This is a genomic window from Flavobacterium oreochromis, assembly GCF_019565455.1.
Taxonomy (GTDB): Bacteria; Bacteroidota; Bacteroidia; order Flavobacteriales; family Flavobacteriaceae; genus Flavobacterium; species Flavobacterium oreochromis.
In genome coordinates this window covers 2261299-2288195 of the sequence record NZ_CP067377.1, presented here as the reverse complement: position 1 = coordinate 2288195, position 26897 = coordinate 2261299, and the positions used below count along the sequence as shown (strand labels likewise).

Sequence of the window (26897 nt, the reverse complement as noted above, 5' to 3'; positions counted from 1 at the left end):
CCTTATCTAATTGTTTCAATAAATTCTTTAAAAGTTCCAAAACCTTTTTCTTTCTTCTTAAAATGAGTTATAAACTCATCTAAACGTTGCACTAGTGCGTCTCCACTATTTTTCACAACATAACCAGGAAAATTAAATTTCTCCGGCTGATTTAAATCAGTAAACTCCCAAGGATGTAAATAAATATTCAAATAACCATCTTTGCTATAAGTCCAATTAGCTAAGAATTTATATATCCACATTGGCAAATTATGAAAAGAAAGCCAAAAAGAGGAAATCGAACCCAAGGGCTTACTGAAGCTGGAATTTGTAAAACTTGATCTTGATAAAAATATTTCCTAGGTTTATCTAAATGATTGTATCGCCCTGGCAAAAAAGTAGGATTAATTGATGAATTATAGACATATCCTGCTTTTTGAATTTCTTTTTCATCTACTGGGTACATACGAGGCATTCTAAAACCTATAACATTTGTTCCTGTTAATTCTTCTAATTTATCTTTTGATTCTTTAAGATGTTTTACCTCAAAATCAGTATGATAATAATTATGTGACGCTATTTCATGCCCTGATTGAATAATACGTTCAATTACTGATTTTGCATTCATAGCAAAGGTAGCAGTAGAAAAAAAGGTAGCTTTAATCTGATGTCTTTCTAATAAATCTAAAATTTTATTAGTTCCTGCAATAGAGATAGACATTTGTTCTTCGAAAGAAATTTCTTTACCATATTCAAATGGCATATCAAACTCTTCAATATCAAAACTTAATAAAATCATGTTTATTTTTTATAATTAGTATCACGAATTAAATAATTAGGTCTTCCTTTAGATTGCATAAATAATTTACCTACATAAATTCCAATAATCCCTAAAACAATCAAATTCAACCCACCAAAAAACACTACTGTACTGATTAAAGAAGCCCAACCTGAAATTGCATGTCCATGATAAAAGCTAAAAAGTATATAAAAAAGATAACCTATAAAAGAAAGTAATGTTATAAATATACCTAAAAAAACAGCTAAATATAAAGGACGTGTACTGAATGATGTAATACCTTGTAATGCTAGTTTTAAAAGTGCTCTTCTAGAATAAGTTGTTTCTCCATACATACGTTCATTAGGTGTATATGGAACAGCTTTTTGTTGGAAACCAACCCATTTAATCATACCTCTAAAAAATATTTCTGATTCATTCATATTTTTTAGTGCATCAACTACTTTCCTGTCTAATAATCTAAAATCAGAAATACCATTTTCAAGTTCTAAAGAAGAAAAATAATTTAATGTTTTCCAAAATAATTTAGAGAATAATTTACTAAAAAAAGACGTATGAGGGTTCTCATTTTCTCTAAATGCATAAACAACATCATTCCCTTTTTCCCATTCATGAAGTAACAAAGGAACTAAATCTGGTGGATGTTGCAAATCCGCATCAAGAGTAATAACACAATCCGAATTCACAAAATCTATTCCTGCTCTTAAAGCATTATCTTTTCCAAAATTTCTTGAAAATGATACATATTTCACTTTTTGATCTTTCTGAGAGAGTTCTATTAATGTGACATAAGTTTCATCATTACTTCCATCATCTATAAAAATGAACTCATATTCATATTCCAATGATTTCATGACATTATGTAGTGCTATTGTCATTGGTTTACAATTTTTCACTTCGTTATAAGAAGGTATGATAAAGGTTACTTTTTTCTTATTCATTGAATTACTTCCTCTTGATTTTTATTTCTTAAACTCAATATTTCATAAACAATTTTCAACCAAATTAATACACAAGGTAAAGCCTTTAGAGCATAAGGATTAATATAAGTTTCTCTAATAAATTTTGGAAATAAATCAGTAGGAGAAAAACTTGTCAGTAATATAGCGAAAATAAAGAGTCCCCAATCTGCATTCGTAATAATAGATTCCTTTAAGACAAACCAAATCGCAACTCCTATAAATGCAATAATATAAGTTGGAGATTCTGATCCTGAACTAAAAATAACTGTAAAAATTAAAACAGAAGCTAATAACAGTAATTGAAATTTTGTATTTTTAAACATTGACCATCTTAGATAAGGCAATCCAAAAAGTATAAGACCTACACTTAAAAAGGGTAAATTAGACCACTCAGCATGTCCTGAAATACGTCTAAACATTCCCATTACGGATATATCTTGTCTGGATGCTAAAGAGGCATTTTCACTATTTTTCACAACTAATCGTCCAAACCATTCAACATATGAATCACAAACAAAAACAGGAGAAGAAATAAGCATAGGCAATACAAAGAGAATTATACTCCATGAGATAAGTGCTGCTATAAACTTGGGCTTATTTTTTATAAAAAAGAAAAAAGCTAATCCTACGACTCCATATAATTTAACAAAAAGACCTAAAACGATGCAAAAAGCGGCCCACACTTCTTTCTCTTCAATAATAAAAACATACGTAAGAAGAATCAATGCTGTCATGGTAGGATTAAATTGTAATCCTAAATTAGATGTTATAAATTCATTTAAACAAATCCATAATATCAAACTTATTTTTTGGGTATTTAAGGGTAATTTAAAGATGGCCCATACAAGCAAAAAAGCATTAAAAGAGTTCCATAACACAATTCCTATAGCGTCTGGCAATACAGCAAATGGGGCTATAAACAAACTAAATACAGGACCATAATAATTATGATCAAAATACAAATTAGGATACTCTGCGTACAAAGATTGTTTTTCTAATGTATGCCAAAAGACATTTTTAAAAATTAAATAATTATTATAACTTCCTCTTGCAAATTGTTTTATAGCTGAAATAGCTGAAATAATTATCCAGATAACTGCTATATATTTTGGATCTTTAAAAAAACTTGTAGTAAAAATACTTTTTATCTTTTCAACCATTTTTCTTTTAATCTTTTCTTTTTAATCACTTTTTTTTGAAATGCAGATGTATAATAGTATAATTTATCAAAAACATCTTCTTTCTTTTTATTATAAAGAACTGCGTATTCTTCACTTATTATTTCTATTTGATCTTTTCTAGTAGTAATTCTTTCTAAATTTTTTATTCTCTGATCAAAAGTCATATCCTTATGAAATCTCATTCTATTTAAATCTACAAGATAAAAATCATATCCTCCATTATTATTTTTTTGATTAATGTATTTCCTGGTGAATGATCTAAAAACTCAATTCCTTCGTTGTGAATTAAAAAGGTAAATCTTGTAAACTCTTTTAATATTTTAATGTGATCTGATTCGTCTAATGAGAATTCTAATAAATCTCTAAATAGAAAATCATATTGAATATGTTCGCAAACATAATAACTATCTTTTAAGGTAAGCCATGAAAAGTTTTCAAAATAAGCTACTGGAAGAGGAGTTCCTATTCCTTTCTGAATTAAAAGATTACCATATTCATAAGATCTTCTTGCTTTTGATTTTCGAAAAAACTTGTATATAATTCCATTAAACAATGAGGGAATTTTAAATATTTTAACATTCAAGACTTTTCCTTCATAAGGAATAATTTTTATTTGATTCCTTGTACCTATAGTAAAATCGGCCCCTCTTTCTTTTAACTGCATTAACAGGTCTTGAATCTTTCTCTCCATGAAACAAATTTTAATTAAGGACAAAAATAACTTAAAATAAATATCTTTGCATGATTTATTATAATAAAATGAGCCAAAAAATTTGCGTTATTAGTTTCGATCATTGGAATTATGATCATCATATTGTCAAAGAACTACAAAAGCAAGGTCATGAAAGTCATCATATAAAAATTGGAAATTTCAAATACAAAAATAATATTGAACAATTCAATAATACTTGCTGTAAAATTTTCTTAAACAAAAATCCAAAAATTAAAAAACGCCAAGATTATATTCTTTCAAGATTAAAACAATTAGGCAAACAAGATCAAATTTTAGTTATAAATCCAGAACTCATAACTCCAGAATATCATTTAGAAATAAAAAAATTTACTAAAAAATATTTAGCATACTTATATGATAGTATAGAAAGAAATCCTATTGATCATTTATCTCTTAGTTTTTTTGACACGATATACTCTTTCGATAGTAAAAACTGTAAGGATCATAATTTTATAAAAACATCAAATTACATCTACTCCATTAAAAATGATCATAAGCAAAAAAAAAACAAGACTTCATTTATATAGGCTCAATTGATGAACGAATTGATCTATTAAATGAAATAGGAGAAATTTTTAAAAAGAAAAAACTTAATTTCACATTTTACAGTATTGGTAAAAAGTCTTGGATTTTTAATCTTAAGAAAAAATATATGGGACAGTACTCCAATATTACCTTTAAAAAAAGACGTTTTAGTCAATCTGAAACGTTAAATCTATACAAAAAGAGTACTATTATAGTAGATATTATTCGAAAAAATCAAAGTGGTTTAAGTTTTAGAATTTTTGAAGGATTGGGGCTTGGAAAAAAATAATTACAAATAATCCTTCTATCCAAAAGTATGATCTAATTAAAATGAATTCTATTTTTTATTTAAATAATATAGATCAGCTAAATAATATTGAAAATTTTCTTCATAAGCAGACTACAATTGATGAATCAATCATGAAGGATTATAAATTAAGTAACTGGGTACAAAAATTTTCTCTTTAGAATAAAAAAGCTGTCTAAACTTAGACTGCAGTCTAAGTTTAGACAGCTTTTTTATTATTTACATTATTTTGTACTAAAATAACGATACAAAATGTAATCCTGATGAAAAACACTCAAGAATAGGGTTATGTAAAGCGAACCCAAAAGGACTACACAACGTCTTTTAAATTACAAGTTGTTCAAGAAATAGAAAAAAGTAAAATTTAAATTACTATTACTCAATCACGTAAATAGTACGACATTTAAAGTAATCCTACAGTCTGAGGTTCGTTAAGAAAATTTAGTAATCTTGATTAGAAAAATCAAACACCATCCAATATGCGAAAATCACCAGAGTAAAAATAATAGAACTTGAGGCTAAAGTTAAATTATTAGAAAAGTAGAAAGCTTTTGTAGAAGAAAAAGCTTTCATTTTTGATATGATGATGAATATAGTTGAAAAGAATATCAAATTGATATGCAAAAAACTCATCTCCCGAACAATCGAACACTTTAAAGAACAAGAAAAACAAACAGTAATCTTTGCCTGTACTTTTCGGGATTGAGAGACAGGTTTACTACCCAAAAATTAAATGCCGTAATAAAACTCAATTAGTAGGACAAATGGTAATAGAATTTAGAACTCAAATACCAAGAATTGACTCTAAAAAACGCTATTATTTATTGAATGAAGATGTACAACAACTAAAAATAAGTCGAGATAAATTTATTGACATCCTAAGAACTAATCATTTATTAATCCTTCCAAAACATTCTTACAATATAACTACAAACTCACATCATCGTTTTAGAAAATGTAAAAATCAGTTGTTAGATTTACAAATAAACAGATCAGAACAAGTTTTTTGGGGGCAGACATCACTTATATTAAACAAAGAGAAAACTCATGTTATTTAAGTTTAATAATAGATGCCTATTCTTAGAAAATAGTTGACTATAACGTATCTGACAATCTAAACACTCAAAGTAGTTTGGTGGGATTAAGATTAGCTATAATACAAAGAAATAATAAAGAAATACCTTTAATACATCATTCGGATAGAGCATTGCAATATTACGCTAATGAGTATTAAAAGCTGTTGAATAAAAATCATATTCAACCCAATATGACATCAAAATTCAGCCCCATATGAAAATACCACGGGAGAAAGAATAAATAATATTGTGAAATAAAAATCTAGCATCGATAAATACAATATTATCAAACAAATAATAAAAGAAAGAGTATTCTTTTATTATGAAAAAAGACCATATAATATAATATAATATAATATAATATAATATAATCATATACTTACATCAAATATATTAGCAATTTGAACTTAAAATGAAAACTTATAAAAATAAAAACAGCATCAAAAACGTTTTTGATGCTGTTTAATTTATCTATTTCTGTTTAATAATCTGTATTGATTATTTAGAACCAGTCTCATTATATTTAAAGATTACCATTTTATAATAACACTTCCCCAAGTAAAACCTGAACCAAAAGCTGCTAATACTACTGTATCTCCTTCTTTTATCCTACCTTGTTCCCAAGCTTCAGTTAGAGCAATAGGAATAGATGCTGCTGTAGTGTTCCCATATTCCATAATATTATTATAGACTTGATCATCCCTCAATTGGAATTTTTGCTGGATAAACTGAGAAATACGTAAATTAGCTTGGTGAGGAATAAGCATATCTATATCTGATATTTCTAAATTATTAGTCTTTAATCCTTCCATAATTACCTCACTAAAACGAACTACTGCATTTTTAAATACAAATTGTCCATTCATATAAGGGAAATAACTTTCATCATTTGGATTATTATCCGCAATTATATCTGTTACCCAACGTTTACCCATACCAGGTGCGATAAGAGCTAATTCTTCTGCATACTGTCCCTCAGAATGTAAATGAGTAGATAAAATACCTTTTGATAAATCTTCTTCACGTGTTAGGATTGCTGCCCCTGCGCCATCTCCAAAAATTACAGATACTCCACGTCCACGTGTAGTCATGTCTAATCCTCTAGAATGAACTTCTGAACCAATAACTAACACATTTTTATACATCCCTGTTTTGATATATTGATCTGCTATAGAAATCGCGTACACAAAACCAGAACACTGATTACGAACATCTAGTGCACCAATGGTTTTTAGACCTAGATCACGTTGTACTAATACCCCTGGGCCTGGAAAATAATAATCAGGACTTAAAGTAGCAAAAATTAAAAAATCAATATCATCTTTACTAATACCTGCTCTTTCTATTGCTATCTCAGCTGCTTTTACCCCCATTGAGGTTGTTGTCTCTTCAGGATTATTTACATGGCGTCTTCTTTTGATTCCTGTTCTTTCTTGGATCCACTCATCATTGGTATCCATAATTTTAGATAAATCGTCATTAGTTACAATATTTTCTGGAACATAGTAACCTAATCCTGAAATTCTAGAATGATACATACTTAAAATTTTAGTTAAAAACCAGCCAACAAAGTTAACTTAACTTACAGTATTAACAAAATTTAGAGCTCTTTTTTACAAATCAACAATTTAAAAAAAAATTAAATCAATATGAGAGATTCTAACTCCTAAATTTTAATTCATAACTTCTTCTTAAAAACTAATTTTATTTGATATTTATACTAAATTGCTTTTGCATTTTGTATTTATTACTTTAACATTTTCAAAAATCATGGAATATATTATAATTTGTACTATCGCTTTTATGGGGGCTGGCTTAACACTCTTTTCTGGCTTTGGATTAGGGACCATTTTACTTCCTATTTTTGGAATATTTTTCCCTATTGAAATTGCAATTACTTTAACAGCTATTGTACATTTTTTTAATAATATTTTCAAATTCTTCTTATTAGGCAATAATACTAATAAAAATATAGTTATAAAATTTGGACTCCCTGCAATCGTATTTGCTTTTATTGGAGCTTATCTCCTTAATTTTTTAACAGATCAAAATAGTTTATGTGAATATATACTAGGAAGCAAAATATTTAAAATAACTCCTTTAAAAATACTGATCGGATTTCTTCTGATTTTCTTTGCTTTATTTGATCTTATCCCGAAATTAAAGGATTTAAAATTTCATAAAAAATACTTAAGTATTGGAGGAATTTTAAGCGGTTTTTTTGGAGGAATTTCAGGACATCAAGGAGCTTTACGAAGTGCTTTTTTAATCCGAGCCGGATTAAGTAAAGAATCATTTATTGCAACAGGTGTAACAATAGCTTGTTTGATAGACATTTCAAGAATAAGTATTTATATACCTAAAATCATGCATAACCTCTCTATATTGGATTTTAAACTCATTATAGTTGCTACATTATCTGCTTTTATTGGAGTGTATTTTGGTAACAAAATACTAAAAAAGACTACTCTTGTTTTCATTCAACAAATAGTAGCCTTTTTATTATTCATTTATGGCATTAGCCTTATAATAGGGATTATATAATAACTTCTAGAGTTACATCTAATTGTAGTTCTAAAATATCACGATGCTCAAAAAAAATAGGACGTCCATTAAAAGCTGCTTTAATTAAATAATATCCGCCTTTATAGTAACATTGTTTAACTGTAGCTTTTAATTGTCCTCCCTCTGAGACTCTTAATTGATGTGGATATAACAATATAGTTTCTGACAATCCATTTCTATTAATAACTAATTCATTAACTTCTCCAAATAAAGAAGCCACATATTTATTTTTAGGATTGGTATAAATTTCTTTAGATGGAGCTTTTACGACTAACTCACCTCCTCTTAATACAATAGTTTCATCAGCAAAAGCTAAAGCATCTGTACTATCATGAGTAGCAACAATTACAGTAATTGCTTTAGACTTTAAATAGGCAAATAAATTCCGTCTTAACGCATTTTTTCTAAAATTATCAATATGACTAAACGGTTCATCTAAAAGTAATACTTCAGGCTCTAAAGCTAAAACTCTAGCTAAAGCTACACGCTGTTGTTGCCCTCCACTTAGTTCACTTACTTTACGTCTTGAAAAATCACCCATTTCCACTATGTCTAATAATTCTTGAATACGTAATCTTTTAATAGCTAGCAATTGATTTGACAAAAACTTACCTACGCTTTCAGATACTGTTTCATATGGCATCAATCCAAAATCTTGTGCCATATATTTCATAAATGGCATTCCTGGAACTAAGTTTTGTTTAGGACCTGTAATGGCTGTCTCATTCCAAAAAAGACTTCCTTCACTTACATCATACAACCCATAAATTAACTTCAACAAAGTACTCTTTCCACAACCGCTTTCGCCAATTAATGCAATATTCTGTCCTTTTTGAACCTCAAAATCTATAGCCTTTATAATAGGGGTATCTGTAGTATATCCGAATGAAATATTTTTTACTTGAAGCATTTTGTCAAATTAGGGTCACAAAAATAACAAGAATATCTAAGAAGCAAATATTTTTAAGCATAAATAATAAGATTCAATTATTATTTAAAAAGAAAAATTGATACTAAAAACCTCTTTTTTTGAAATAATAACCATAATTTTCAGAAAAAATAATGCTAAGAATTGATTTCAAAAATAATCAAAAAGACACACTTGTTTCGATTATAAAATTTAACAGTACTGATTTTTGGAATTATATAATGAATAAAAACTTCTATGCTATTTTCATCTTTGATAACGAAATTCCTTCCTCTATATTGTTTGAATCTGTTAAATATGAAATTACTTTTAATTGTATTTTATTTTTCTATCCTTATCAGCAATTAGAACTTTCCTCAAATTTATCCGGAAAACTACTTTTATTCCATCCTAATTATTTTTGTTTAGACATACAAGCGAAAGAATATGGTTGTCAAGGAGTTCTATTTCAAAACATATTACAAACTCGTATTATGCGACTCTCAATTGAAAATTTCAACAAAATAAACCATCATTTTAATTTAATTGAAGAAGAAATAAAACACAGCACTATTGGAACTTATTTTCTAATATTAAACTACATTAGTATTTTATTATTACTTTGCTTAAGAATTATTACCTCTGAAAAAGATATTTTATTAGATACGGATATTTATCGTTTTAAAATTTTAATGGATAAATATATAACATCTGAACATCAGCCTAATTTTTATGCTCAAAAGCTAAATATTACAACTCGAGAACTTAACCTTCTTGTTAAATCTAAAACAGGTAAAACAACTCAAAAAGCTATTAATGAAAAACTTATTGCGTTAGCTAAGAGTAAATTATTTAATTCTAATTTAACTGTCAAAGAAATTGCTTATCAATTAGGTTTTGAAGATCCTTTGTACTTTAGCCGTATTTTTAAACAACATACTCTTGTTTCCCCTAAAGATTTTCGTATCGATTTAAAACAAAATCATATTGAAGATTTTCAAATTAAAGTTTAGTTTTTTTATCCATATATATGTTTTTTTATCTATTCTATGATTTCTAAAGCATAAGTAGTTTTGTTTTCAATATGTTAAACTAAATATAATTAAAAATGAAATCAAAACTATTACAATTTGCATTATTCAGTAGCTTTAGTATTCTAAGCTTATTATCTTGTGAAAAAAATAATCTTCCTTCTCCAGAAGTAATTCTCCCAGATCAAAATGATTTTATTGGAACATGGGACAAGCAAGATACAGTAAGAATTTCATTTACACAAGACGGAAAGTTTACTGCACAACGATGGATCACTACTGACAAATCTTATGCAAACAACTTTGCTGTAGAAGGCGATTACATTTCAACAAATGGAGAAGTAACTATTAATGTAAAAAAATCTAATTTAGCTCACTTATGGTCTAATCAAAAATTAGAAAAAATTATTTTAAAAACTGAATTAGCTTCTGATAAACAAACGGTAAAAGTTAAATCAGTTATGGTATATCCTAATAACTTAGATGTAAAAGATGCAATTATTAAAAGATTATCTAATTCATTCAAGAAAAATATAGACCCTAAAATCGTACTCCCTTTTGAATTATTATCATTAAGTGATGTAACAACTTATCAAGCAACTAATGTCCCTAGTATAAAGCCATGGACTTATAAATCTGGAGAATTTTCTTTTAGTTTTAATAATTATCAATTAGGAATTTCTACTCCTGATCAAGCAACTGTTAACCTTCCTTTTTCTCCAATGGGACAGCATTTGCATTTAATTATAGATGATACACCATACATAGGTGTTCCTAGTAATCCTTTTAAATACAACTTAACAGATGGAGAACATACTATCGTAATAGCTGCTGGTCGTTCTTATCATGAAATATACAAAAACTCTGAAGCAATCATTACAACAAAAAGTATGATTATGAATGGAGAAGAAACTTCTAGAATAAATATTAGTAATCAAACTGACATCTTTTCAAGCCGTCCTAGAGGTTCTTATTCTATAGCAGACGCAAAAAGACTTTTAATTGATTACATTTTAACAGAAGCTACTAAAGTTAATCTTGATGCAAAAAAGTTTATTGTCAGAATTACTTTGAATCAAACTCCTTTTTTAAATGAAAAATGGGTTCCAAAAGTTTTGGAAGGGTTAACTAGAACGGGAACACATAAATTAACTCTAGACCTATATGATGTAGAAAATAAAAAAATTATTTCTACTAAAAAATCTGAATTTACAATTCAATAAAAAAAGGTGTCTTAAAGACACCTTTTTTCATCATATTACTAATTCCCTGCTTCATTTTTAGCATCTTGAATCATCTTGTCATTAGCGGTAATAGCAAATTCCACACGACGATTTTGAGCCCTACCTGCATCAGTATCATTAGTTGCCAATGGATCTGCTTCTCCCATACCTGTGGTAATAAAACGGCTTCCGTTTAAACCTTTAGAGGCTAAATAATTTTTTACTGCTTTTGCTCGATCATCAGATAATTTTAAATTGTAATCATCAGATCCCTTGCTATCAGTATATCCATAAATCTTAATATCTGTATCTCCATATTCCTTAAAAACAGGCACTAATTTATCTAAATTTGCTTTTGCCTTTGCTGTTAAAGTTGCTTTATTAAAATCAAAATTAACTGAATTTTCTCCTAAAGTCAATTTAATTCCTTCTCCTACTCTTTCTACTTGTGCTCCTGGTAATGATTCACTAATTTTACGAGCTTGTCTATCCATTTTATTACCAATAACTCCTCCTGCTACACCACCAATAACACCTCCTAAAACAGCTCCCAAAGCACCATTACCACCTTTACCTACATTATTACCTAATACACCTCCTAAAACAGCTCCTGCTACAGTTCCTAAAGCTGCTCCTCTTTGCGTATTATTTGTGTTTTTAATTGCCTCACAACTTGTCATTCCACTAATTAAAAAAGCTCCTGACATTGTATAGATTGCTAACTTTTTCATCCTTCTTTATTTTTTTATTTTCTTTTAAAATGATAAACCACCTTGCCTGCACTATTCCCTACTTGTACTTTATTTGTTAGATCAAATGAATTTTCTGTTACATTTGATACAATCAAAATATAGCCTGATACAACTTTTCTTGGTTTTTCACCATCTTTAATAAATTTTAAAACCATTTGATTTTCATCTGTCACATACCATTTAATATCAGAAGCATAAGTAGGACAACCCGCTTTTTTTAAAGCTACATTACCTGAATCATTATTAGATACTAAATGCCACTCACTTCCTTCAAAACATTTTGCATCAGCAATTTCAAAAGAAGTTACCTTAAAATATTCAGACCCCGCATATTCTACCCCATTAATTACCCAATCTCCTTTTAGTGATACCTGTGTTTTTCTGTTTATACTTGTAGTAACTAATGATTGTTTAGGTTTACAAGAAACTATGGCTCCTAACACAGCAGCCATTAAAACTAGTTTTTTCATTTTATTTTGATTTTTACGTTTGCCAAGACGGCAAATTTAGTACCAATTTAATAATTTTTTAGTAGAAAATCTACTACATAATCCGTCAATTTGTCAGATTTCAAGAATTGGTATTCTATTTGAAAAGGTTTTGAAAGAATAAATTTAAATTACAACAACATATGACAACAGGAAAAATTAATGTTTCAGTAGAAAACATCTTTCCCTTAATCAAAAAGTTTTTATATAGCGACCACGAAATTTTTTTGCGTGAGTTGGTTTCAAATGCTACAGATGCTACTTTAAAACTAAAACACTTAACTAGTATTGGAGAGGCTAAAGTAGAATATGGAAACCCTATAATTGAGGTTAAAGTTGACAAAGAAGGTAAAAAGCTTCACATTATTGATCAAGGTTTAGGTATGACTGCTGAAGAAGTAGAAAAATACATTAATCAAATTGCCTTTTCTGGTGCTGAAGAATTTTTAGAGAAATACAAAGATTCAGCTAAAGACTCTGGTGTAATTGGTCATTTTGGTTTAGGTTTTTATTCTGCTTTCATGGTTGCTAACAAAGTAGAAATTATCACGAAATCTTTTAAAGATGAATCAGCTGCTCATTGGACTTGCGATGGTAGTCCTGAGTTTACATTGGAGCCTCATAATAAAACTGAAAGAGGAACCGAAATTATTCTCCATATTGCAGATGATTCTATTGAATTTTTAGAAGACTTCAAAATTCGTGAATTACTGACAAAGTACAATAAGTTTATGCCAATACCTATTAAGTTTGGCACTAAACAAGAAGCATTACCAAAACCAGAGGATGCTCCTGATGATTACAAAACAGAATATATAGAAGTTGATAACTTCATCAACAATACGAATCCTGCTTGGACAAAACAACCATCAGAATTAACTGATGAAGATTATAAAAATTTCTATAGAGAGTTATATCCAATGAATTTTGAAGAACCTTTATTCAATATTCATTTAAATGTAGATTATCCATTTAATTTAACAGGTATTTTATATTTCCCTAAACTTTCAGGTGATTTACAAATCCAAAAAGACAAAATTCAATTATATCAGAATCAAGTATTTGTAACAGATAATGTAGAAGGCATTGTTCCTGAATTTTTAATGATGTTAAAAGGAGTGGTAGATTCTCCTGACATTCCATTAAATGTATCTCGTTCGTATTTACAAGCTGATGGTAATGTAAAAAAGATTTCAAACTATATTACACGTAAAGTTTCCGATAAACTAAAATCATTATTCAACGAAAATCGTGAAGATTTTGAAAAGAAATGGAACGATATTAAGGTTGTTTTAGAATATGGAATGTTATCTGAAGCTAAATTTTATGAAAAAGCAGGTGATTTCGTATTATATCCAACAACTGATAACAAATACTATACACTAACAGAATTAAAAGAAGCTCTAAAAGACTCACAGACTGACAAAAATGGAAAATTAGTTGTACTGTATGCTTCTAATAAAGATGCTCAGCACAGTTATATTGACATTGCAAAAGAAAAAGGCTACCAGGTATTACTATTAGACTCACCTATTGTATCACATTTAATTCAAAAGTTAGAAGCTGATAATGAAAATATCACTTTTGCACGTGTAGATGCAGATCATATTGATAAGTTAATTCAAAAGGAAGACACTACAATATCTAAATTATCTGATGAAGAAAAAGACAAATTAAAAGCTACTATCGAAACTGTTGTTCCGAAGGAAAATTATACAGTACAAATGGAAGCTCTAGATAGCAATTCAGCTCCTTTTATGATTACGCAACCAGAGTTTATGAGACGTATGAAAGAAATGAGTCAAACTGGCGGTGGTGGTATGTTTGGAATGGGGAATTTCCCAGAAATGTACAATTTAGTTGTAAATACTAACTCTGATTTAGCTACTTCTATCCTAAATAGTGATGAGAGTATTCAAAAAGATTTAGTAAAACAAGCCTTAGATATTGCTAAACTATCACAAGGACTATTAAAGGGTGAAGAATTAACTTCATTCGTAAAAAGAAGTTTCGAATCTCTAAAATAAAACATAAAAGCCTGATTTTATCAGGCTTTTATAATTTTTGCTTATTTTCTTTTCACGTTAATAGCAGCTAGTCCTTTAGGTGTACGCTCTACCTCAAAAACTACTACGTCATTTTCTCTCACACGTTGTGTTAAACCTGTAGTGTGAACAAAAATTTCTTGTCCATCATTAGAAGTAATAAATCCAAAACCTTTTGTTTCATTAAAAAATTTTACTGTACCTTCTTGCATTTCTATATTTATATTTAATTAATAATTACGACATGTGTGGCTCTGAAACCTTTAGGAGTCGTTTCTTTTTTAAAACTTACTCTTGTATTCTTTTTAAATTTTGTATTTCCTCCTTCAAAATGAAATAATAAATTATCCCTAGTTTGATCCTCCGTAATAAATCCAAAACCAGTATCTTTTATAAAAGTAACAATACCTGTAGAAAAATCTTTTCTTTTTACACTTGAGCTTTCATTAGTCTTCTCATTATTCTTTTCTACTTCAAGGACTTGTAAATGAGGTGGCACAGAGGTTAAATTTCCATTTTTATCAACGTAAACAAACATCTCCTCTAAAGATTTCCCTTTATTATTATTTGCTTTACGCTCAGTTCTTCTAAGCTCTTTATCTTGTTGTTTTTTTATTTTTTTCTTATTATTTTCTTTTTTAGAATAAGAATCTGCCATATATATTTAGATTTACTTGTATCATTAACTATAAATTAATCATATAGAAACAAACAACAGTAGTAATAATAATAAAATACTACAGATTCTAACTATGAATTAAAAAATAGGTTTTAAAAAAATGGCAGCTGGAAAGTAATCACTGAGGAAGTTTATAAACTACTTGAACAGAAAATCAAAAAGCAGTAACCTTTAAATTAAAGTGCAAAGATACGATATAAAACTATACAAACTTTTTTTTATTGTAATTATAATAAAAAGAATTACTTATAAATACAACTTATAAGAAAAATAAGCTTAATTAAATTTAGCAAAACCTGCCAGGGATGACATCTGACAGGTTTTTAATCAAATAAATTAACTAATTATGAAATAAAAAATGGGAATTCCTATCGTTATATTTATGGGAAATGTTATAGCTAATGCCATAGGAACAAATAAACCAGGATTAGCTTTTGGTATCGCTATTTTAACTGCCGCAGGCACTGCTATATAAGAAGCACTGGCTGCTAATACTGACATTAAAAGTCTATTACCCATTTCAGAACACACAAACTGTGATAGATATGCCACCACTGTTCCATTAATTACAGGGATAACTATAGCAAACAAGAGTGTAAACCAACCATTATTAATTAAAGATTGAATTTTTTTACCACTTGAAATCCCCATATCTAATAAAAAAATTGCTAAAAATCCTTTGAATAAATCATTTGTAAAAGGTTTAATCCCTAGTGCTTGCTTATCACTAGTTAACAACCCAATAATTAAACTACCTATTATTAATAATACACTTCCATTAGTAAATGAATGCTTAAGCATATCTAATAATTTTATTTTATTTTTTTGAGAATTAAAATAATTAACTAAGAATACTCCTATTATTATAGCAGGAGCTTCCATTAATGCCATTACAGCTACCATATAACCATTATAAGCTATATTTTGCATTTCTAAAAACGATATTGCTGTTACAAATGTCACTGCACTAACAGAACCGTAAGAAGCCGCAATGGCTCCCGAATCATATATATTAAGTTTTGTTTTTAAAATAAAAAAAGTATACAAAGGAATAAGAATGGCCATTATGATTCCAAACAAAATACACCAAGCTATTTGTAGTGTAAAGTGACTATGTGATAATTCCTGCCCTCCTTTAAAACCTATAGAAAATAATAAATAAAGTGATATAAATTTTGATGAATTTTGCGGTATTTCAAGGTCACTTTTAAAAAAAACAGCGATCAAACCTAGTACAAAAACAACAATGCAGGATTTGATAAATTGTCAAATAATAATTCTAGATTCATTTGTAACTAGCTTTTAATAATCTTTCATTTATAATACTACCATATTCATCATTAGGAAATAAATGAGTGATTATGATATCTATTTTTTGATTTTCTAAAATATGTAACGCGTTATATAAATTAGACAGAGCTTCTTTTGTATTTCCTTTTTTTGATAAGCTGATTACAAAACAATCTTTTTCATCATCTGTTTTAGACTCTAACAACAAAACCCCTATCTTTTTATTTTTCCACCTTAGAACTTCTTTTTCTATATCTTGTGCTATTATAAGCGGACAAGAGGGAGCATAGTGCCTTTTATACATTCCTGGAGCTTCAATCTCTTTCCTTTTGGTTTTATTTATTATGGAATCATTTAATACATTTTCAATTTTTTTTAATGTAATATATCCTTCTCTAAACAAGACAACCTTTCCTTTTTCATAACCTACTATTGTTGACTCAATACCACAACTGGCTAACCCTCCGTCCAGCACTACTACTTTTTCATTTGAAAAATAATTTTCTACTTGTTGTGCTGTTACAGGACTAACTCGCTGAAACGGATTAGCACTAGGTGCTACTAAAGGAAAATCTAATTTAGTAAGCAGTTCTTGAGCTAATGGATGAGAAGGTATTCTAATTGCTACATTCGATTTTCCTGCTGTAACTAGAGAAGAAACTTTATGGTTTTTGGGTAATAAAAAAGTAATAGGTCCAGGAGAAAAAGCATTTATCAAAACCTGAATTTCATCAGGAATTAATGTAACTAATTCTACTATCCTATCTTTATTAGAGATATGTACAATTAAGGGATTTTCAAAAGGTCTATTTTTTATTGAATAAATTTCACGAATAGCTTTATCAGAAAAAAGGGATCCTCCTAATCCATATACCGTTTCAGTAGGTAAACCTATTACACCTTGGTTTTCTAATATTTTAATTACTCTATTTATATCTTGTGTTATCATTATTATGGATTACATTTATTACAATACATTGGATCTTCTTCTTTAGTCCCTTTTGGATACATAATTTTCTGTCGATAATGACAATTAGCACATTTATAAACATAATAAAGAATGGAATCTGTCGGACTTTTACACCAACCACAAGGTAAACCTTTGGCTAAATCTACAATTCCATAACCAGGGAAGGAACATATTGGACAAACATTTTTTATTTTATTAATCAATTTTAATGTCGCTTCTTCTATTACTTTCATCCTTTTAGGATTATAACAAGCTCGCATATCTGTTTCTATAAAACAATAACCATTTATAGGTAGAAAATTATAAAAATGACTCATTAATTCTTTTCTATTATTAATTCCTTTAACCATATTTTTAAAATCCTTTTCAGCTGCTTTTAAAATAATGCGATGTGTTGGAAAATCTACTCTATGTAAGAAATTTTTAAGTTCAGATTTATTATTAACTCTAGCAGAACCAAAATTGGTAACAAAACTTAAGACCTTTTCTACTATTTCAATATTATTTTTTAAATCCTTTAACATTATAATTTCTTCATTTGCGCAAGCATAAAATATATTGGGATGATTACCAAAAGATCCTTCCGTAGCAATAGCTAAATCATAACCTTCTAATTTCATAGCTTCTACGCACTTTTTCCTAACTGTATTCAGAGCACTATTTTGTCTATTTATTTCTCCTGTAAATGTTCCTAAAGAATCAGTATCAAAAAGTTGAGAAGTAAAAACTGTAACTCCTAATTCTTTTTCAACTATGGGAGCTATAACTTGTTCTTTCTTATGCTTAGAAACAACTAACAATTTTCTACTTTTAAAATAATCTTGATTAATCAACATATTGAATTTCTATAAAAGATTTTATCTTAAGGGTTTTATTATTTAACTGTGCTTCTTTTAAAAATGTGCTTAAACTATCTAATTGTGCTTTTAAATGTTCAATTCTATTTAAAGCTTTTTCGTCATCAATTCCCAATCGAATTTGTGAACTAAAGTTTTCAATTTTATTTCGTTTTATGCTTTTACTTATATAATCTAATAAAACTTCTTTTGCTTCATTTACTGTAAATTGATCATTAATTACGTTAATTCTTTTTATCATTGTTTTCATAATTAATTTATTTTTTATTAGAAATTAAACGAATAATTAAGACTAAAAAAAAGATGAAAAGACCTATAAATAATTGCTGAATAAGAAAATCTGCTATTAGGTAAATATTTACCATTAAAAAAATTTCTAATACAACAAAAAATCCAAGTGCTAATTGATAATATTTTGAATTCATACTAAACTTTTTTACACAAGACAAATTTCAGAACTTTTATTTATATATTTTTATTTATATTTGTTATAAAACACATAAAATATTTTTATGAATTATACTTTAAACCAATTAAGCATTTTTTTAAAAATAGTTCAATTACAAAGTGTTACAAAAGCTTCTGAAGAATTACATTTAACACAACCAGCCGTATCAATACAACTAAAAAATTTCCAAGATCAATTTGATATTCCTCTTACTGAAGTAATTGGAAGAAAAATTTATGTAACTGATTTTGGAAAAGAAATAGCAAAATCTGCTGAACAAATTTTAGAACAAGTAAACGCCATAAACCATCGTAGTTTAGCTTACAAAGGGCAATTATATGGAAAGATAAAAGTTTCCGTAGTATCTACAGGCAAATATGTGATGCCTTATTTTTTATCTAATTTCTTAAAAGAAAATATGGGAGTAGAACTTGAAATGGATGTTACTAATAAGAATAAGGTAATTAAAAGTCTAATAAGCAATGAAATAGATTTTGCATTAGTTTCTATACTACCTGAAAATTTAAAAATAGAAAAGATTGATTTAATGCAGAATAAACTTTATTTAGTTGGAAATAATGACAATGATATTGACCAACAAATTACGGCAGAAGAAATCTTTAATAAATTTCCATTAATTTTTAGAGAAAATGGTTCTGGAACACGTCAAACAATGGAACAATTTATTAAAAACAACAATATTAATGTTGCCAAAAAATTTGAATTAACTTCTAATGAAGCTGTAAAACAAGCTCTTTTAGCTGGACTAGGATATTCAATCATGCCTTTAATTGGTATTCAAAAAGAAATACAAAATAATAATTTAAAAATTATCTCTGTGAAAGGACTCCCTATAAAAACTAATTGGAGCTTAATTTGGTTAAAAGGAAAAAAACATAGCCCTTCTGCATTAGCTTATTTAGAACATCTAAAAAGTGAAAAACATAATATTATTGAAAAAAAATTTAATTGGTACGAATCTATTTAAATAAGTGTATTCTAGAAAACAATATTTTTTATATCATTTTACATCAATCTTTTAAAATTCTCTCATTATAATCTGTATAATTATAAAACATAGGGTTATATTTTTAAAACAATATAAAACTGATCTCTAAAGAAAAGTGAGTGTAATCATGAAGTATTTTTTTAATAACTTTGACAGAGTCTATTCTAAGACAAAATGAAGTTTCTTAAATTGATATCATTAAAGTATCAAAAGTAATTTTAAGATCTAAAGACAAGTTAAAACATCAACATCTTAGTGATTACAAAATATAATTACTACATTTTTTACTTAAAAAGTACATATATACCAAATAGTTAGAAAAAAAACTTGTTTAAAAATGTTATTAATATTAAGAAAGTAGACTCTATTTTTTATTGTAGCCTATAAAATAAACTGGCTATATAGAACTTTTTAAACCATTTTAAACAGTAAACAAAAAATTAACATGACCCTATCAATTGAAACACCTGCATTATTATTTTCAGCTAGTTCATTAATTTTATTAGCCTATACTAATCGATTTTTAACCATTGCTCAAATTATTAGAAGTTTAAAAAAAAATTATGAAGAGGTTCATAATAAATCTATTATTCTTGAAATTCAAAACTTAAATAACCGACTAACCTTGATCCGTTTTATGCAGTTAATGGGTGTCCTTTGCTTATTTCTATCCGTCTTTTCGATGCTTTTATTATTTTTTAATTTACAATATATTGCTATTTATCTTTTCGGATTTAGTTTATTTAGTCTTCTAGTATCTTTAGGAACTTCTTTTTGGGAAATCAGTATTTCAGTTCATGCACTAAGAGTTCATTTAAGTGATTTAGAAGAATTTTCAAAAAAGAATTAATTTTTACTTTTATAAAATTATTTTTTTTCAATACGTTTATCAAGATAAAAAAATTACACTTTTTAAATCGTAATTAACTTTAATAAAAATGCCCCAAATACTAACTATTTGGGGCATTAAACATTAATTATTTAAATGGGAATCTACTATTTATATTAATTTAATTCCCTATTATATTCCCATTATCCTCTTTCTTTTCTTTGTTTAACATATTAGGATCCTCTTTTGCCATTTTATTCTTAGTTGGGATTTTATAATTTAAGGTAAATCCAACTCTACGAGTATCATTTTTATTAGACATATAAAGTGGTGTATTTAAAGAATTAAATGATGCTTTGTTAAAATTAAATAAGTCGTCTACATTTATAGAAACCGTTAAATGGTTAGATAAAAACTTCTTAGAAAAAGTCATATCTAAACTATGATTAAATGGTCTTTGTGCCACAAAATAAAAATAATTTCCTCCTTTTGTTATATGGCTATAATTTGTAACCCATTTAATGTCACCTGGTAATACAACTTGCGACATAATATTAAAAATCCAAAATGCTTTAGTATCAACCCCTGAAATTTCATGTTTTTGTCTACCTGCATAAACAAACATAAAATTAATTTTATCTGGATTAAAATTGAATTTAGCTGTTTCTTTTAACCCTTTTGTAAACAACATGTAAGGAATAGGTAAACCTAAATTAAAAGTATGAATCTTCATTGAAGAAATATTTTCATTAGTATTCACCATTTTATTTCCATTCAAATACATTCGTTGCGCCACTTGATTTAATCCTTCACTTATGTTATATCCTATAAAAGCATATTCAAAAACTGATAATTTAAATTCATAATTATTAAAAAGTGTAGGTTGTAACTGTGGATTTCCTAAATATCCTACATTTGGGTTTTGATAATTAGTATTATTTGGATTAAGTGCAGATGTACTCGGTAATGTTATTTTTTTATTATAACTTCCTGATAAGACTATTTTATTAGCTAAACTATATTGAATACTTCCATTAGGAAATAGTCTATATTGCTTAAAAGGAATTAAAGGTTGTGTCTCTGCTTTTCCTGAAATATCATAATTTTCTCCTCTTAGTCCTAGAGTAAATTCAAATTTTTATACTTGGTCTGCAACTCTGCGTAAGTAGAAGCCGTCATTCTTTTATATTCTAAATTATTTACATTTTTACTAAATGTATTAAAATAGAGTTCTTCATACAAAGTCCCTATACTAATTTTTCCTTCTTCTAATAATTTTATGGGCTGATTATAGTCTATTTTAAAATTATAAAGACGCTGATCAGATCCATTACTTAATGTATTTAAATTTAAGTTTCTTGAAAACAAATCAAAATCTGTAGAAACACTATTAAAGTTGAATTTAAAATCTAGTTTTTTGCTAGAATCATCAAACCTCATTTGATAAGTAGCTACTGCATCTTGACGTAATGTTAGAGTTTTACTGTCATCTATGGTAGAAAAAAACGTAGAATTAGGCAATAATCCTATAGCATCTGTTGTACTGGTATTATTATTGGAATAAATATCATAATTAAGCAATAATCTATTTTTACCTATATCAAATGTAATTCCTGTTTTTGCAAAAAGTGTCCTCAAAACACGATCTGCATTACTAGAATTTAATAATATAGATGAATTACCTTCATTCTTAAATACTTCAGACCACATTCCTCGTTCTGCATAGTTTTGACCCAAATTTAACTGCCATCCAAAAAATTTATTTTTTGAACTTAAAAGTATGCTATTATTGGTGCGCCAACGATTTTTATCATAAGAAGTAAAATTACTGCTGTTAGTATAGGTCGCTGTTAAATAATTCTTTGCTTTTTTATTTGTAACAATATTTAGGATTGCTCCACCAGAAGTAGCTGGAAATTCAGCTCCAGGATTTGTTATAACTTCTATTTTCTCAACTGAATTAGCGGGTAATCCTTCTAAGAAAGCATTTAATTCATTTGTGGAAATATTAAGCGGTCTTCCATCTAAAAATACATCTAATTGTTTTCCTTGATACATCATACCTGCTACATCGGAAGCAACTAGCCCCGGAAGCTTTTTCATTCCTTCTAAAACAGAACCTGAATTTAAATGTGCTTGGTTTGCAAATTCAAAAATAGTACGATCCGCTTTCTGCTCAATTGCTTTTTTTTCTTTAACAATTGCAACCTCTTTCAGTTCATTTGTTTTTCCTTTATTTTCTTGTGCATTAGTTACAATAGATAAAAAGATAATAAGAAAATAGAAATTTTAAGTTTTTTCATGTATTATAAAAATCATTTACACTAATAGACTTTTTATATTAACTTTCGTTACAAATTTTAACTTTTTTTTAATAAAAATACAACGTATCAAACGATTTTTAATCTAGATAACTAACTAATAAATTGTAAAGTTTTTCTGTATCAAAAGGTTTAAAAATAATACCTGAAAAGTATTTTTTGAAATCTTGATCTGTATCTGCTAAAATATCAGCTGTTAGTGCAAAAATAGGAGTTTGAGTATTTAAATTTTCAGTGATTCTTATATACTTAGAAACTTCGAAACCATTCATTTCTGGCATATGAATATCCATTAATATAAAATCAAACTTTTGATATTTTATTATTTCAATTGCTTTTTTACCTGTATCTAGGTATTGAATTTCCATATTCCATTTCTTCAATAACTTAGAAAGTAACATGCCGTTCATTTTTGTATCATCTACAATTAATATTTTTTTACCTATTAATTGTTTTTTATCATTTATTTGGATTTGGATTTCGTGGGATTTTTCTAATTCAAGTTCAAAGTAAAAGGAAGATCCCTTGTATAATTTACTTTCTACGGTTATTTTGCTATTATGTAATTCTATCAATCTTTTTACAATTGCTAACCCTAATCCTGTTCCTCCGTGTTTTCGAGTTAGATAAGGCTTAAGTTGTGAAAAGCTATCAAATATATGAGGTAAACTATCTGCTGATATTCCCTCTCCAGTATCTGTTACTCTAAAGGAAATTAAATCTTTTTGTTCTCCACAATTAATTAGTTTTATTTCTAATTCTACGCTCCCTTCGTCTGTAAACTTAATAGCATTACTTATTAAGTTATTTAAAATTTGCGCTAATTTAGTGGGATCTATTAAATAATAGTTTGTTATATTTACTGTAGAAAGATATCGTAATTGAATATTTTTACTTTTTGCAAAGCGTTCGAACATTTCAACAGTATTTTGACACAAAAAATTAATATTAGTTGATAATAATTCTAACTTTACATTTTGTCCGTCTAATCTATTAAAGTCTAAAACATCATTTACAACACTTATTAAATTATCAGAAGCAAATTTTAAGTTCTTTATAATTTTCTTTCCTTCATTTACTATTTTATCATCTAATAAAACTAACGAAGCAACAATAGCATTTAATGGAGTCCTTATTTCATGACTCATTATAGATAAGAATTCTTGCTTTCGCTTATAATTTTCTAGTTCATCTAAATTTTTCTTTTCTAATATTTTTTGTTTTTCTCTTTGTAAAATAGCTTCATTTTCTATTTTTTCCATTTTTGATATTAACTCATAACTCTCTATTACTTTTAATGTTTGAGTATTAATAACAGTTTCTTTTTCTAATAAATGGTTTTCAAAATAATGTAAAGCTTTCTCAAAATCACCTATCTTTTTATAAATAAGATAAATTATACGATTCAGTTTAATTGTACACATTGAGAATTTTAAAGATTCACTTAATAACAATCCTTCATTTGCCAATTGCAGGGCTTTGTCTATCTCTTCAAGTTCAAAATAAAGAGCTGCTAATTTTGTCATAGTCATAACAACTCCTGTATTTTCGCTCATTTCTTTATGAATACTCAAGGATTCATTGTATAATTCTTTGGCTTTATTATATTCACCACAAAAGTGGTATATTTTTCCCTTACCATATAATGCGTAAGCCATACCTCTTATATCTTTTGTTTGAGTCTTAAGTTCTATAGACCTATTAATAATTTGTTTGGCAAAATTTATTTTTCCCTTTTTAATTAAGATTCCAGAAAGGTTATTGTACACATTCGATTCTAAATTAAGATCGTTAATTTTTTTAGCATTTTGAATTGCACTTTTATATACTTTAAATGCGCTTGTAATATCGCCTATACATTCAAAAATAGTTCCTAATGATTTTTCTGTACGAGATTGATTACAATAATCATCATGTTTTTTATAAATCTTTAAAGCGTCGTTAAAATGAATAAGACCTAAATGGTATTGATTAGTTTTGTAGTAAACGGCTGCTAAAACATATTTTACATCAGCCAAACCTCTTTCATCGCCTAATTCATTAAAAATTTTTATTGCACTTTCAGAATAGTACTTAGCTCTTTGCATTTCACCAACTATCATATGATATAATGCTAGTTGATTATAACTTTTTCCAATCAGTACTTTATTCTTTATTAATAAAGAATCTTGTAAAGCTTGATTCGCTATTATTATACTCTTGGTCAGATTATTAATCCTAATAGAATAAGCCTCTACGAGCTTTTGCTCTATAGTATTAACCAAATTTTGCATAAACTCCCCAAATTATTTACACTTTACATTACAAATAAACAGAAACTTTTTTATAAAACGTTCATTAAACCTTTTAATTTTTTATGAGTCATATACACAAATCTATAAATCCAATTACCATGAAAAATTTTCTCATTATTTTATTAACCTTTTTCTTTTTTACTCCAAAATATGCTCAAATAATGGAGGAAAATGAAACTAATCAGGAAAACTTTAGTCTAGAAGGAGCTTTAGCTATGTTTAAAAACTCTACGTCATTAGAAGATTTTGAAAAAGCTATTAACGAAGAGAATAACAATATAAATAATCTTGATTTAAATAACGACGGGAATACAGATTATATTACTGTTGAAGATTTAGTTGATGGTTCTAATCATATAATTGTGTTAAGCGCACTATTGGGCGATACTGAAAAACAAGATATTGCTACATTGAATATTGAAAAAACAGGCAATGAAGAAGCTTATATTCAAATTATAGGTGATGAAGATTTATTTGATGAAAACACTATTGTTGAACCTTTTGATGTTTATGAAAAGCCAATTGAAAATAAAGGTCCTTCTTTTACAGACATAATTCCTACAAGAGTAACTATTAATGTTTGGGGATGGCCTTGTATACGTTTTATTTATGCTCCTGGATATCGTGTTTGGATTTCACCTGTACGCTGGTCATTATATCCTCGTTGGTGGAAACCTTGGCATCCTATAAAACACGCGTTATTCGTTACACATATCTATAAACATCGAATTCATTTCCATAGAACAAAAACACATTTAATAAGACCACATGCAAAATATCTTTCTAGAAGAAAAGCTAAAACTGCATTCATTAAAACCAGACGTGCAGAATATAATATGAGAGGAAAACGACACAGAAGATAACCTATATTGATTTTAAATATTCATTTAAATAGTTTATCGTCTCTATTTCTGAATCAAAAATCATAGATTTATTTACTCGTTTGTCTTGTGAATAAATTTCAAAAACTCCTCTTTTTTTAAAACTTCAATTTGCTTCAAGGCTTTTTCTCTAAAGCCTTGAAGTTCTTTCTGAATTGTATTGAGTTTTTCTTTAGAAATTTTTAAGTTTCTACTCTCATAATTTTCTAGAGTATAAATGGAAGACAACTCCATTTCTTCAACTTGTTGAATTAATACTTTTAAATAATATGGATTTTGAATAGTAGGTAAAATAACTCTAATAGTACGTAGAATTCGTTTTACGATCGTTGGATCCTCTTTTCCCCATTGATAAATTTGATCAAAACAAAAATCAACGAATTCATCATAATTAAATTCGTTAATATGAATATTACTTTGAATTAGTTGTCTTGCATCTGTAGAAGGAAATTGTCTTTCAGATAAAACTTTTAGAATTTCTCCTAATTGATCTATACAATTCAAACAGGTTGTTGGATCATTTACTGCTGGAGAAATAGCTTTTATACCTATATCTACTAGTTTTCGCACTCCAAAATTAATATCTTGTGTATGACTTCTAAAACGATTTACTTTAAAAGTTTTAGAAACTAACTTTTCAAAAATCTCTTTTTGGTTTTCTGAAATTTGATCAACTATAATTTGTAATAAAATAGTTGTATCCTTCATTATAAACTCACCAATCACAGGTTTTTGATAAACTATAC

26 protein-coding genes and 3 pseudogenes are annotated in these 26897 nt (G+C 27.5%); 10 read left to right on the top strand and 19 right to left on the bottom strand.

The features are described 5' to 3' along the window. Nucleotides 1-2: 2 nt before the first annotated feature. The 5 genes and pseudogenes from JJC03_RS11015 to JJC03_RS11000 all read right to left on the bottom strand — a co-directional run bounded on the left by JJC03_RS11015 (nt 3) and on the right by JJC03_RS11000 (nt 3612). Nucleotides 3-778 (bottom strand): annotated as a pseudogene (locus tag JJC03_RS11015) (polysaccharide deacetylase family protein). Nucleotides 779-780: 2 nt separating this feature from the next. Further along, complete coding sequence (locus tag JJC03_RS11010; RefSeq protein WP_088398766.1) at nt 781-1719, bottom strand: glycosyltransferase family 2 protein; 939 nt, start codon at nt 1717-1719, stop codon at nt 781-783. Next, nucleotides 1716-2900: a glycosyltransferase family 87 protein gene (locus JJC03_RS11005; RefSeq protein WP_088398767.1), complete on the bottom strand. Its 1185-nt coding sequence runs from the start codon at nt 2898-2900 to the stop codon at nt 1716-1718. The genes JJC03_RS11010 and JJC03_RS11005 overlap by 4 nt, the downstream gene beginning before the upstream one ends. Further along, entirely contained in the window at nt 2885-3103 is a 219-nt protein-coding gene (locus tag JJC03_RS17930; protein WP_258931827.1) for a hypothetical protein, read from the bottom strand. Before JJC03_RS17930 ends, JJC03_RS11005 begins: the two co-directional genes overlap by 16 nt. An 11-nt stretch (nt 3104-3114) precedes the next feature. Continuing rightward, the gene (locus JJC03_RS11000) at nt 3115-3612 is read right to left on the bottom strand and encodes a hypothetical protein (RefSeq protein ID WP_258931826.1); all 498 of its coding nucleotides are present in this window, start codon (nt 3610-3612) and stop codon (nt 3115-3117) included. A 68-nt stretch (nt 3613-3680) separates the two neighbouring features. On the opposite strand from JJC03_RS11000, the gene JJC03_RS10995 reads away from it, so the two are divergent. From JJC03_RS10995 to JJC03_RS10985, 3 genes are all read left to right on the top strand, one after another. Next, a complete protein-coding gene (locus JJC03_RS10995) occupies nt 3681-4181 on the top strand; it encodes a WaaS/CpsH family glycosyltransferase (RefSeq protein ID WP_235873331.1) in 501 nt (166 codons plus the stop codon). Then, nucleotides 4172-4468 (top strand): WaaS/CpsH family glycosyltransferase, encoded by a 297-nt coding sequence (locus JJC03_RS19490; RefSeq protein ID WP_508623377.1) that lies wholly within the window; start codon nt 4172-4174, stop codon nt 4466-4468. Before JJC03_RS10995 ends, JJC03_RS19490 begins: the two co-directional genes overlap by 10 nt. A gap of 701 nt (nt 4469-5169) precedes the next feature. After that, nucleotides 5170-5544: a hypothetical protein gene (locus JJC03_RS10985; protein ID WP_088400761.1), complete on the top strand. Its 375-nt coding sequence runs from the start codon at nt 5170-5172 to the stop codon at nt 5542-5544. Between the two features lie 548 nt (nt 5545-6092). Here the strand turns inward: JJC03_RS10985 and JJC03_RS10980 are convergent. Then, nucleotides 6093-7100 (bottom strand): 3-oxoacyl-ACP synthase III family protein, encoded by a 1008-nt coding sequence (locus tag JJC03_RS10980; RefSeq protein WP_088400759.1) that lies wholly within the window; start codon nt 7098-7100, stop codon nt 6093-6095. Nucleotides 7101-7332: 232 nt separating this feature from the next. On the opposite strand from JJC03_RS10980, the gene JJC03_RS10975 reads away from it, so the two are divergent. Further along, nucleotides 7333-8106 (top strand): sulfite exporter TauE/SafE family protein, encoded by a 774-nt coding sequence (locus JJC03_RS10975; protein ID WP_235873329.1) that lies wholly within the window; start codon nt 7333-7335, stop codon nt 8104-8106. On the opposite strand, the gene JJC03_RS10970 is transcribed toward JJC03_RS10975, so the two are convergent. After that, the gene (locus tag JJC03_RS10970; protein WP_088400755.1) at nt 8099-9037 is read right to left on the bottom strand and encodes an ABC transporter ATP-binding protein; all 939 of its coding nucleotides are present in this window, start codon (nt 9035-9037) and stop codon (nt 8099-8101) included. The genes JJC03_RS10975 and JJC03_RS10970 overlap by 8 nt on opposite strands. Nucleotides 9038-9189: 152 nt before the next feature. On the opposite strand from JJC03_RS10970, the gene JJC03_RS10965 reads away from it, so the two are divergent. Together JJC03_RS10965 and JJC03_RS10960 are read left to right on the top strand one after the other, a co-directional pair. Next, nucleotides 9190-10047 carry a helix-turn-helix domain-containing protein gene (locus JJC03_RS10965; RefSeq protein WP_235873328.1) on the top strand — a complete coding sequence of 286 codons (858 nt, stop codon included), beginning with the start codon at nt 9190-9192 and terminating at the stop codon, nt 10045-10047. A 95-nt stretch (nt 10048-10142) separates the two neighbouring features. Continuing rightward, complete coding sequence (locus tag JJC03_RS10960) at nt 10143-11288, top strand: hypothetical protein (RefSeq protein WP_088444689.1); 1146 nt, start codon at nt 10143-10145, stop codon at nt 11286-11288. 38 nt (nt 11289-11326) lie between these two features. Here the strand turns inward: JJC03_RS10960 and JJC03_RS10955 are convergent, their stop codons facing one another. After that, a complete protein-coding gene (locus JJC03_RS10955; RefSeq protein WP_088444688.1) occupies nt 11327-12019 on the bottom strand; it encodes a YiaD family glycine zipper/OmpA-like lipoprotein in 693 nt (230 codons plus the stop codon). 14 nt (nt 12020-12033) lie between these two features. After that, nucleotides 12034-12510, bottom strand: a complete 477-nt coding sequence (locus JJC03_RS10950; protein WP_088444687.1) for a hypothetical protein — start codon at nt 12508-12510, stop codon at nt 12034-12036. Nucleotides 12511-12671: 161 nt separating this feature from the next. Between JJC03_RS10950 and htpG the strand changes: the two genes are divergently transcribed. Next, on the top strand, nt 12672-14555 hold the full coding sequence (htpG, locus tag JJC03_RS10945; RefSeq protein ID WP_088400745.1) for a molecular chaperone HtpG: 1884 nt from the start codon (nt 12672-12674) through the stop codon (nt 14553-14555). Nucleotides 14556-14596: 41 nt separating this feature from the next. Here htpG and JJC03_RS10940 read toward each other — a convergent pair whose 3' ends face one another. The 7 genes and pseudogenes from JJC03_RS10940 to JJC03_RS10910 all read right to left on the bottom strand — a co-directional run bounded on the left by JJC03_RS10940 (nt 14597) and on the right by JJC03_RS10910 (nt 18794). Then, nucleotides 14597-14785 (bottom strand): cold-shock protein, encoded by a 189-nt coding sequence (locus tag JJC03_RS10940; RefSeq protein WP_088400743.1) that lies wholly within the window; start codon nt 14783-14785, stop codon nt 14597-14599. Between the two features lie 14 nt (nt 14786-14799). Then, complete coding sequence (locus JJC03_RS10935; RefSeq protein ID WP_088444686.1) at nt 14800-15231, bottom strand: cold-shock protein; 432 nt, start codon at nt 15229-15231, stop codon at nt 14800-14802. A 357-nt stretch (nt 15232-15588) separates the two neighbouring features. Further along, nucleotides 15589-16541: pseudogene (locus JJC03_RS10930) on the bottom strand (sodium-dependent bicarbonate transport family permease). Next, nucleotides 16538-17491, bottom strand: coding sequence for an L-threonylcarbamoyladenylate synthase (locus tag JJC03_RS10925; protein ID WP_235873327.1), 954 nt, complete (start codon nt 17489-17491; stop codon nt 16538-16540). Before JJC03_RS10925 ends, JJC03_RS10930 begins: the two are co-directional and overlap by 4 nt. A gap of 2 nt (nt 17492-17493) precedes the next feature. Continuing rightward, nucleotides 17494-18348, bottom strand: coding sequence for a DUF6671 family protein (locus tag JJC03_RS10920; RefSeq protein WP_103715260.1), 855 nt, complete (start codon nt 18346-18348; stop codon nt 17494-17496). After that, nucleotides 18338-18619 carry a hypothetical protein gene (locus tag JJC03_RS10915; RefSeq protein ID WP_088400735.1) on the bottom strand — a complete coding sequence of 94 codons (282 nt, stop codon included), beginning with the start codon at nt 18617-18619 and terminating at the stop codon, nt 18338-18340. The genes JJC03_RS10920 and JJC03_RS10915 overlap by 11 nt, the downstream gene beginning before the upstream one ends. A 7-nt stretch (nt 18620-18626) precedes the next feature. Then, nucleotides 18627-18794, bottom strand: coding sequence for a hypothetical protein (locus JJC03_RS10910; RefSeq protein WP_165624128.1), 168 nt, complete (start codon nt 18792-18794; stop codon nt 18627-18629). 87 nt (nt 18795-18881) lie between these two features. Here JJC03_RS10910 and JJC03_RS10905 point away from each other — a divergent pair, with 87 nt between their 5' ends. Continuing rightward, complete coding sequence (locus tag JJC03_RS10905; protein ID WP_088400733.1) at nt 18882-19805, top strand: LysR family transcriptional regulator; 924 nt, start codon at nt 18882-18884, stop codon at nt 19803-19805. A gap of 466 nt (nt 19806-20271) precedes the next feature. Continuing rightward, the gene (locus JJC03_RS10900; RefSeq protein WP_088400731.1) at nt 20272-20676 is read left to right on the top strand and encodes a DUF2721 domain-containing protein; all 405 of its coding nucleotides are present in this window, start codon (nt 20272-20274) and stop codon (nt 20674-20676) included. Between the two features lie 160 nt (nt 20677-20836). On the opposite strand, the pseudogene JJC03_RS10895 reads toward JJC03_RS10900, so the two are convergent. Both JJC03_RS10895 and JJC03_RS10890 read right to left on the bottom strand, forming a co-directional pair. Then, nucleotides 20837-22929, bottom strand: a pseudogene (locus tag JJC03_RS10895) (outer membrane beta-barrel protein). 127 nt (nt 22930-23056) lie between these two features. Further along, nucleotides 23057-25249 carry an ATP-binding protein gene (locus JJC03_RS10890; protein WP_235873325.1) on the bottom strand — a complete coding sequence of 731 codons (2193 nt, stop codon included), beginning with the start codon at nt 25247-25249 and terminating at the stop codon, nt 23057-23059. A gap of 119 nt (nt 25250-25368) precedes the next feature. Here JJC03_RS10890 and JJC03_RS10885 point away from each other — a divergent pair, with 119 nt between their 5' ends. Further along, nucleotides 25369-26133: a hypothetical protein gene (locus JJC03_RS10885; RefSeq protein WP_235873323.1), complete on the top strand. Its 765-nt coding sequence runs from the start codon at nt 25369-25371 to the stop codon at nt 26131-26133. A gap of 72 nt (nt 26134-26205) precedes the next feature. Here the strand turns inward: JJC03_RS10885 and JJC03_RS10880 are convergent, their stop codons facing one another. Further along, entirely contained in the window at nt 26206-26895 is a 690-nt protein-coding gene (locus JJC03_RS10880) for a DUF2254 family protein (protein WP_258932616.1), read from the bottom strand. Nucleotides 26896-26897 lie beyond the last annotated feature (2 nt).

Bases quoted from the DNA above. Each gene is read 5' to 3' on its own strand.
- JJC03_RS10925 (WP_235873327.1), bottom strand. From the start codon at position 17,491: ATGATAACACAAGATATAAATAGAGTAATTAAAATATTAGAAAACCAA.
- JJC03_RS11005 (WP_088398767.1), bottom strand. From the start codon at position 2,900: ATGGTTGAAAAGATAAAAAGTATTTTTACTACAAGTTTTTTTAAAGAT.
- JJC03_RS10995 (WP_235873331.1), top strand. From the start codon at position 3,681: ATGAGCCAAAAAATTTGCGTTATTAGTTTCGATCATTGGAATTATGAT.
- JJC03_RS10940 (WP_088400743.1), bottom strand. From the start codon at position 14,785: ATGCAAGAAGGTACAGTAAAATTTTTTAATGAAACAAAAGGTTTTGGA.
- JJC03_RS10955 (WP_088444688.1), bottom strand. From the start codon at position 12,019: ATGAAAAAGTTAGCAATCTATACAATGTCAGGAGCTTTTTTAATTAGT.
- JJC03_RS17930 (WP_258931827.1), bottom strand. From the start codon at position 3,103: ATGAGATTTCATAAGGATATGACTTTTGATCAGAGAATAAAAAATTTA.
- JJC03_RS10950 (WP_088444687.1), bottom strand. From the start codon at position 12,510: ATGAAAAAACTAGTTTTAATGGCTGCTGTGTTAGGAGCCATAGTTTCT.
- JJC03_RS10970 (WP_088400755.1), bottom strand. From the start codon at position 9,037: ATGCTTCAAGTAAAAAATATTTCATTCGGATATACTACAGATACCCCT.
- JJC03_RS10980 (WP_088400759.1), bottom strand. From the start codon at position 7,100: ATGTATCATTCTAGAATTTCAGGATTAGGTTACTATGTTCCAGAAAAT.
- JJC03_RS10905 (WP_088400733.1), top strand. From the start codon at position 18,882: ATGAATTATACTTTAAACCAATTAAGCATTTTTTTAAAAATAGTTCAA.
- JJC03_RS10890 (WP_235873325.1), bottom strand. From the start codon at position 25,249: ATGCAAAATTTGGTTAATACTATAGAGCAAAAGCTCGTAGAGGCTTAT.
- htpG (WP_088400745.1), top strand. From the start codon at position 12,672: ATGACAACAGGAAAAATTAATGTTTCAGTAGAAAACATCTTTCCCTTA.
- JJC03_RS10900 (WP_088400731.1), top strand. From the start codon at position 20,272: ATGACCCTATCAATTGAAACACCTGCATTATTATTTTCAGCTAGTTCA.
- JJC03_RS10920 (WP_103715260.1), bottom strand. From the start codon at position 18,348: ATGTTGATTAATCAAGATTATTTTAAAAGTAGAAAATTGTTAGTTGTT.
- JJC03_RS10965 (WP_235873328.1), top strand. From the start codon at position 9,190: ATGCTAAGAATTGATTTCAAAAATAATCAAAAAGACACACTTGTTTCG.
- JJC03_RS10885 (WP_235873323.1), top strand. From the start codon at position 25,369: ATGAAAAATTTTCTCATTATTTTATTAACCTTTTTCTTTTTTACTCCA.
- JJC03_RS11000 (WP_258931826.1), bottom strand. From the start codon at position 3,612: ATGGAGAGAAAGATTCAAGACCTGTTAATGCAGTTAAAAGAAAGAGGG.
- JJC03_RS10975 (WP_235873329.1), top strand. From the start codon at position 7,333: ATGGAATATATTATAATTTGTACTATCGCTTTTATGGGGGCTGGCTTA.
- JJC03_RS10935 (WP_088444686.1), bottom strand. From the start codon at position 15,231: ATGGCAGATTCTTATTCTAAAAAAGAAAATAATAAGAAAAAAATAAAA.
- JJC03_RS11010 (WP_088398766.1), bottom strand. From the start codon at position 1,719: ATGAATAAGAAAAAAGTAACCTTTATCATACCTTCTTATAACGAAGTG.
- JJC03_RS10915 (WP_088400735.1), bottom strand. From the start codon at position 18,619: ATGAAAACAATGATAAAAAGAATTAACGTAATTAATGATCAATTTACA.
- JJC03_RS10910 (WP_165624128.1), bottom strand. From the start codon at position 18,794: ATGAATTCAAAATATTATCAATTAGCACTTGGATTTTTTGTTGTATTA.
- JJC03_RS10960 (WP_088444689.1), top strand. From the start codon at position 10,143: ATGAAATCAAAACTATTACAATTTGCATTATTCAGTAGCTTTAGTATT.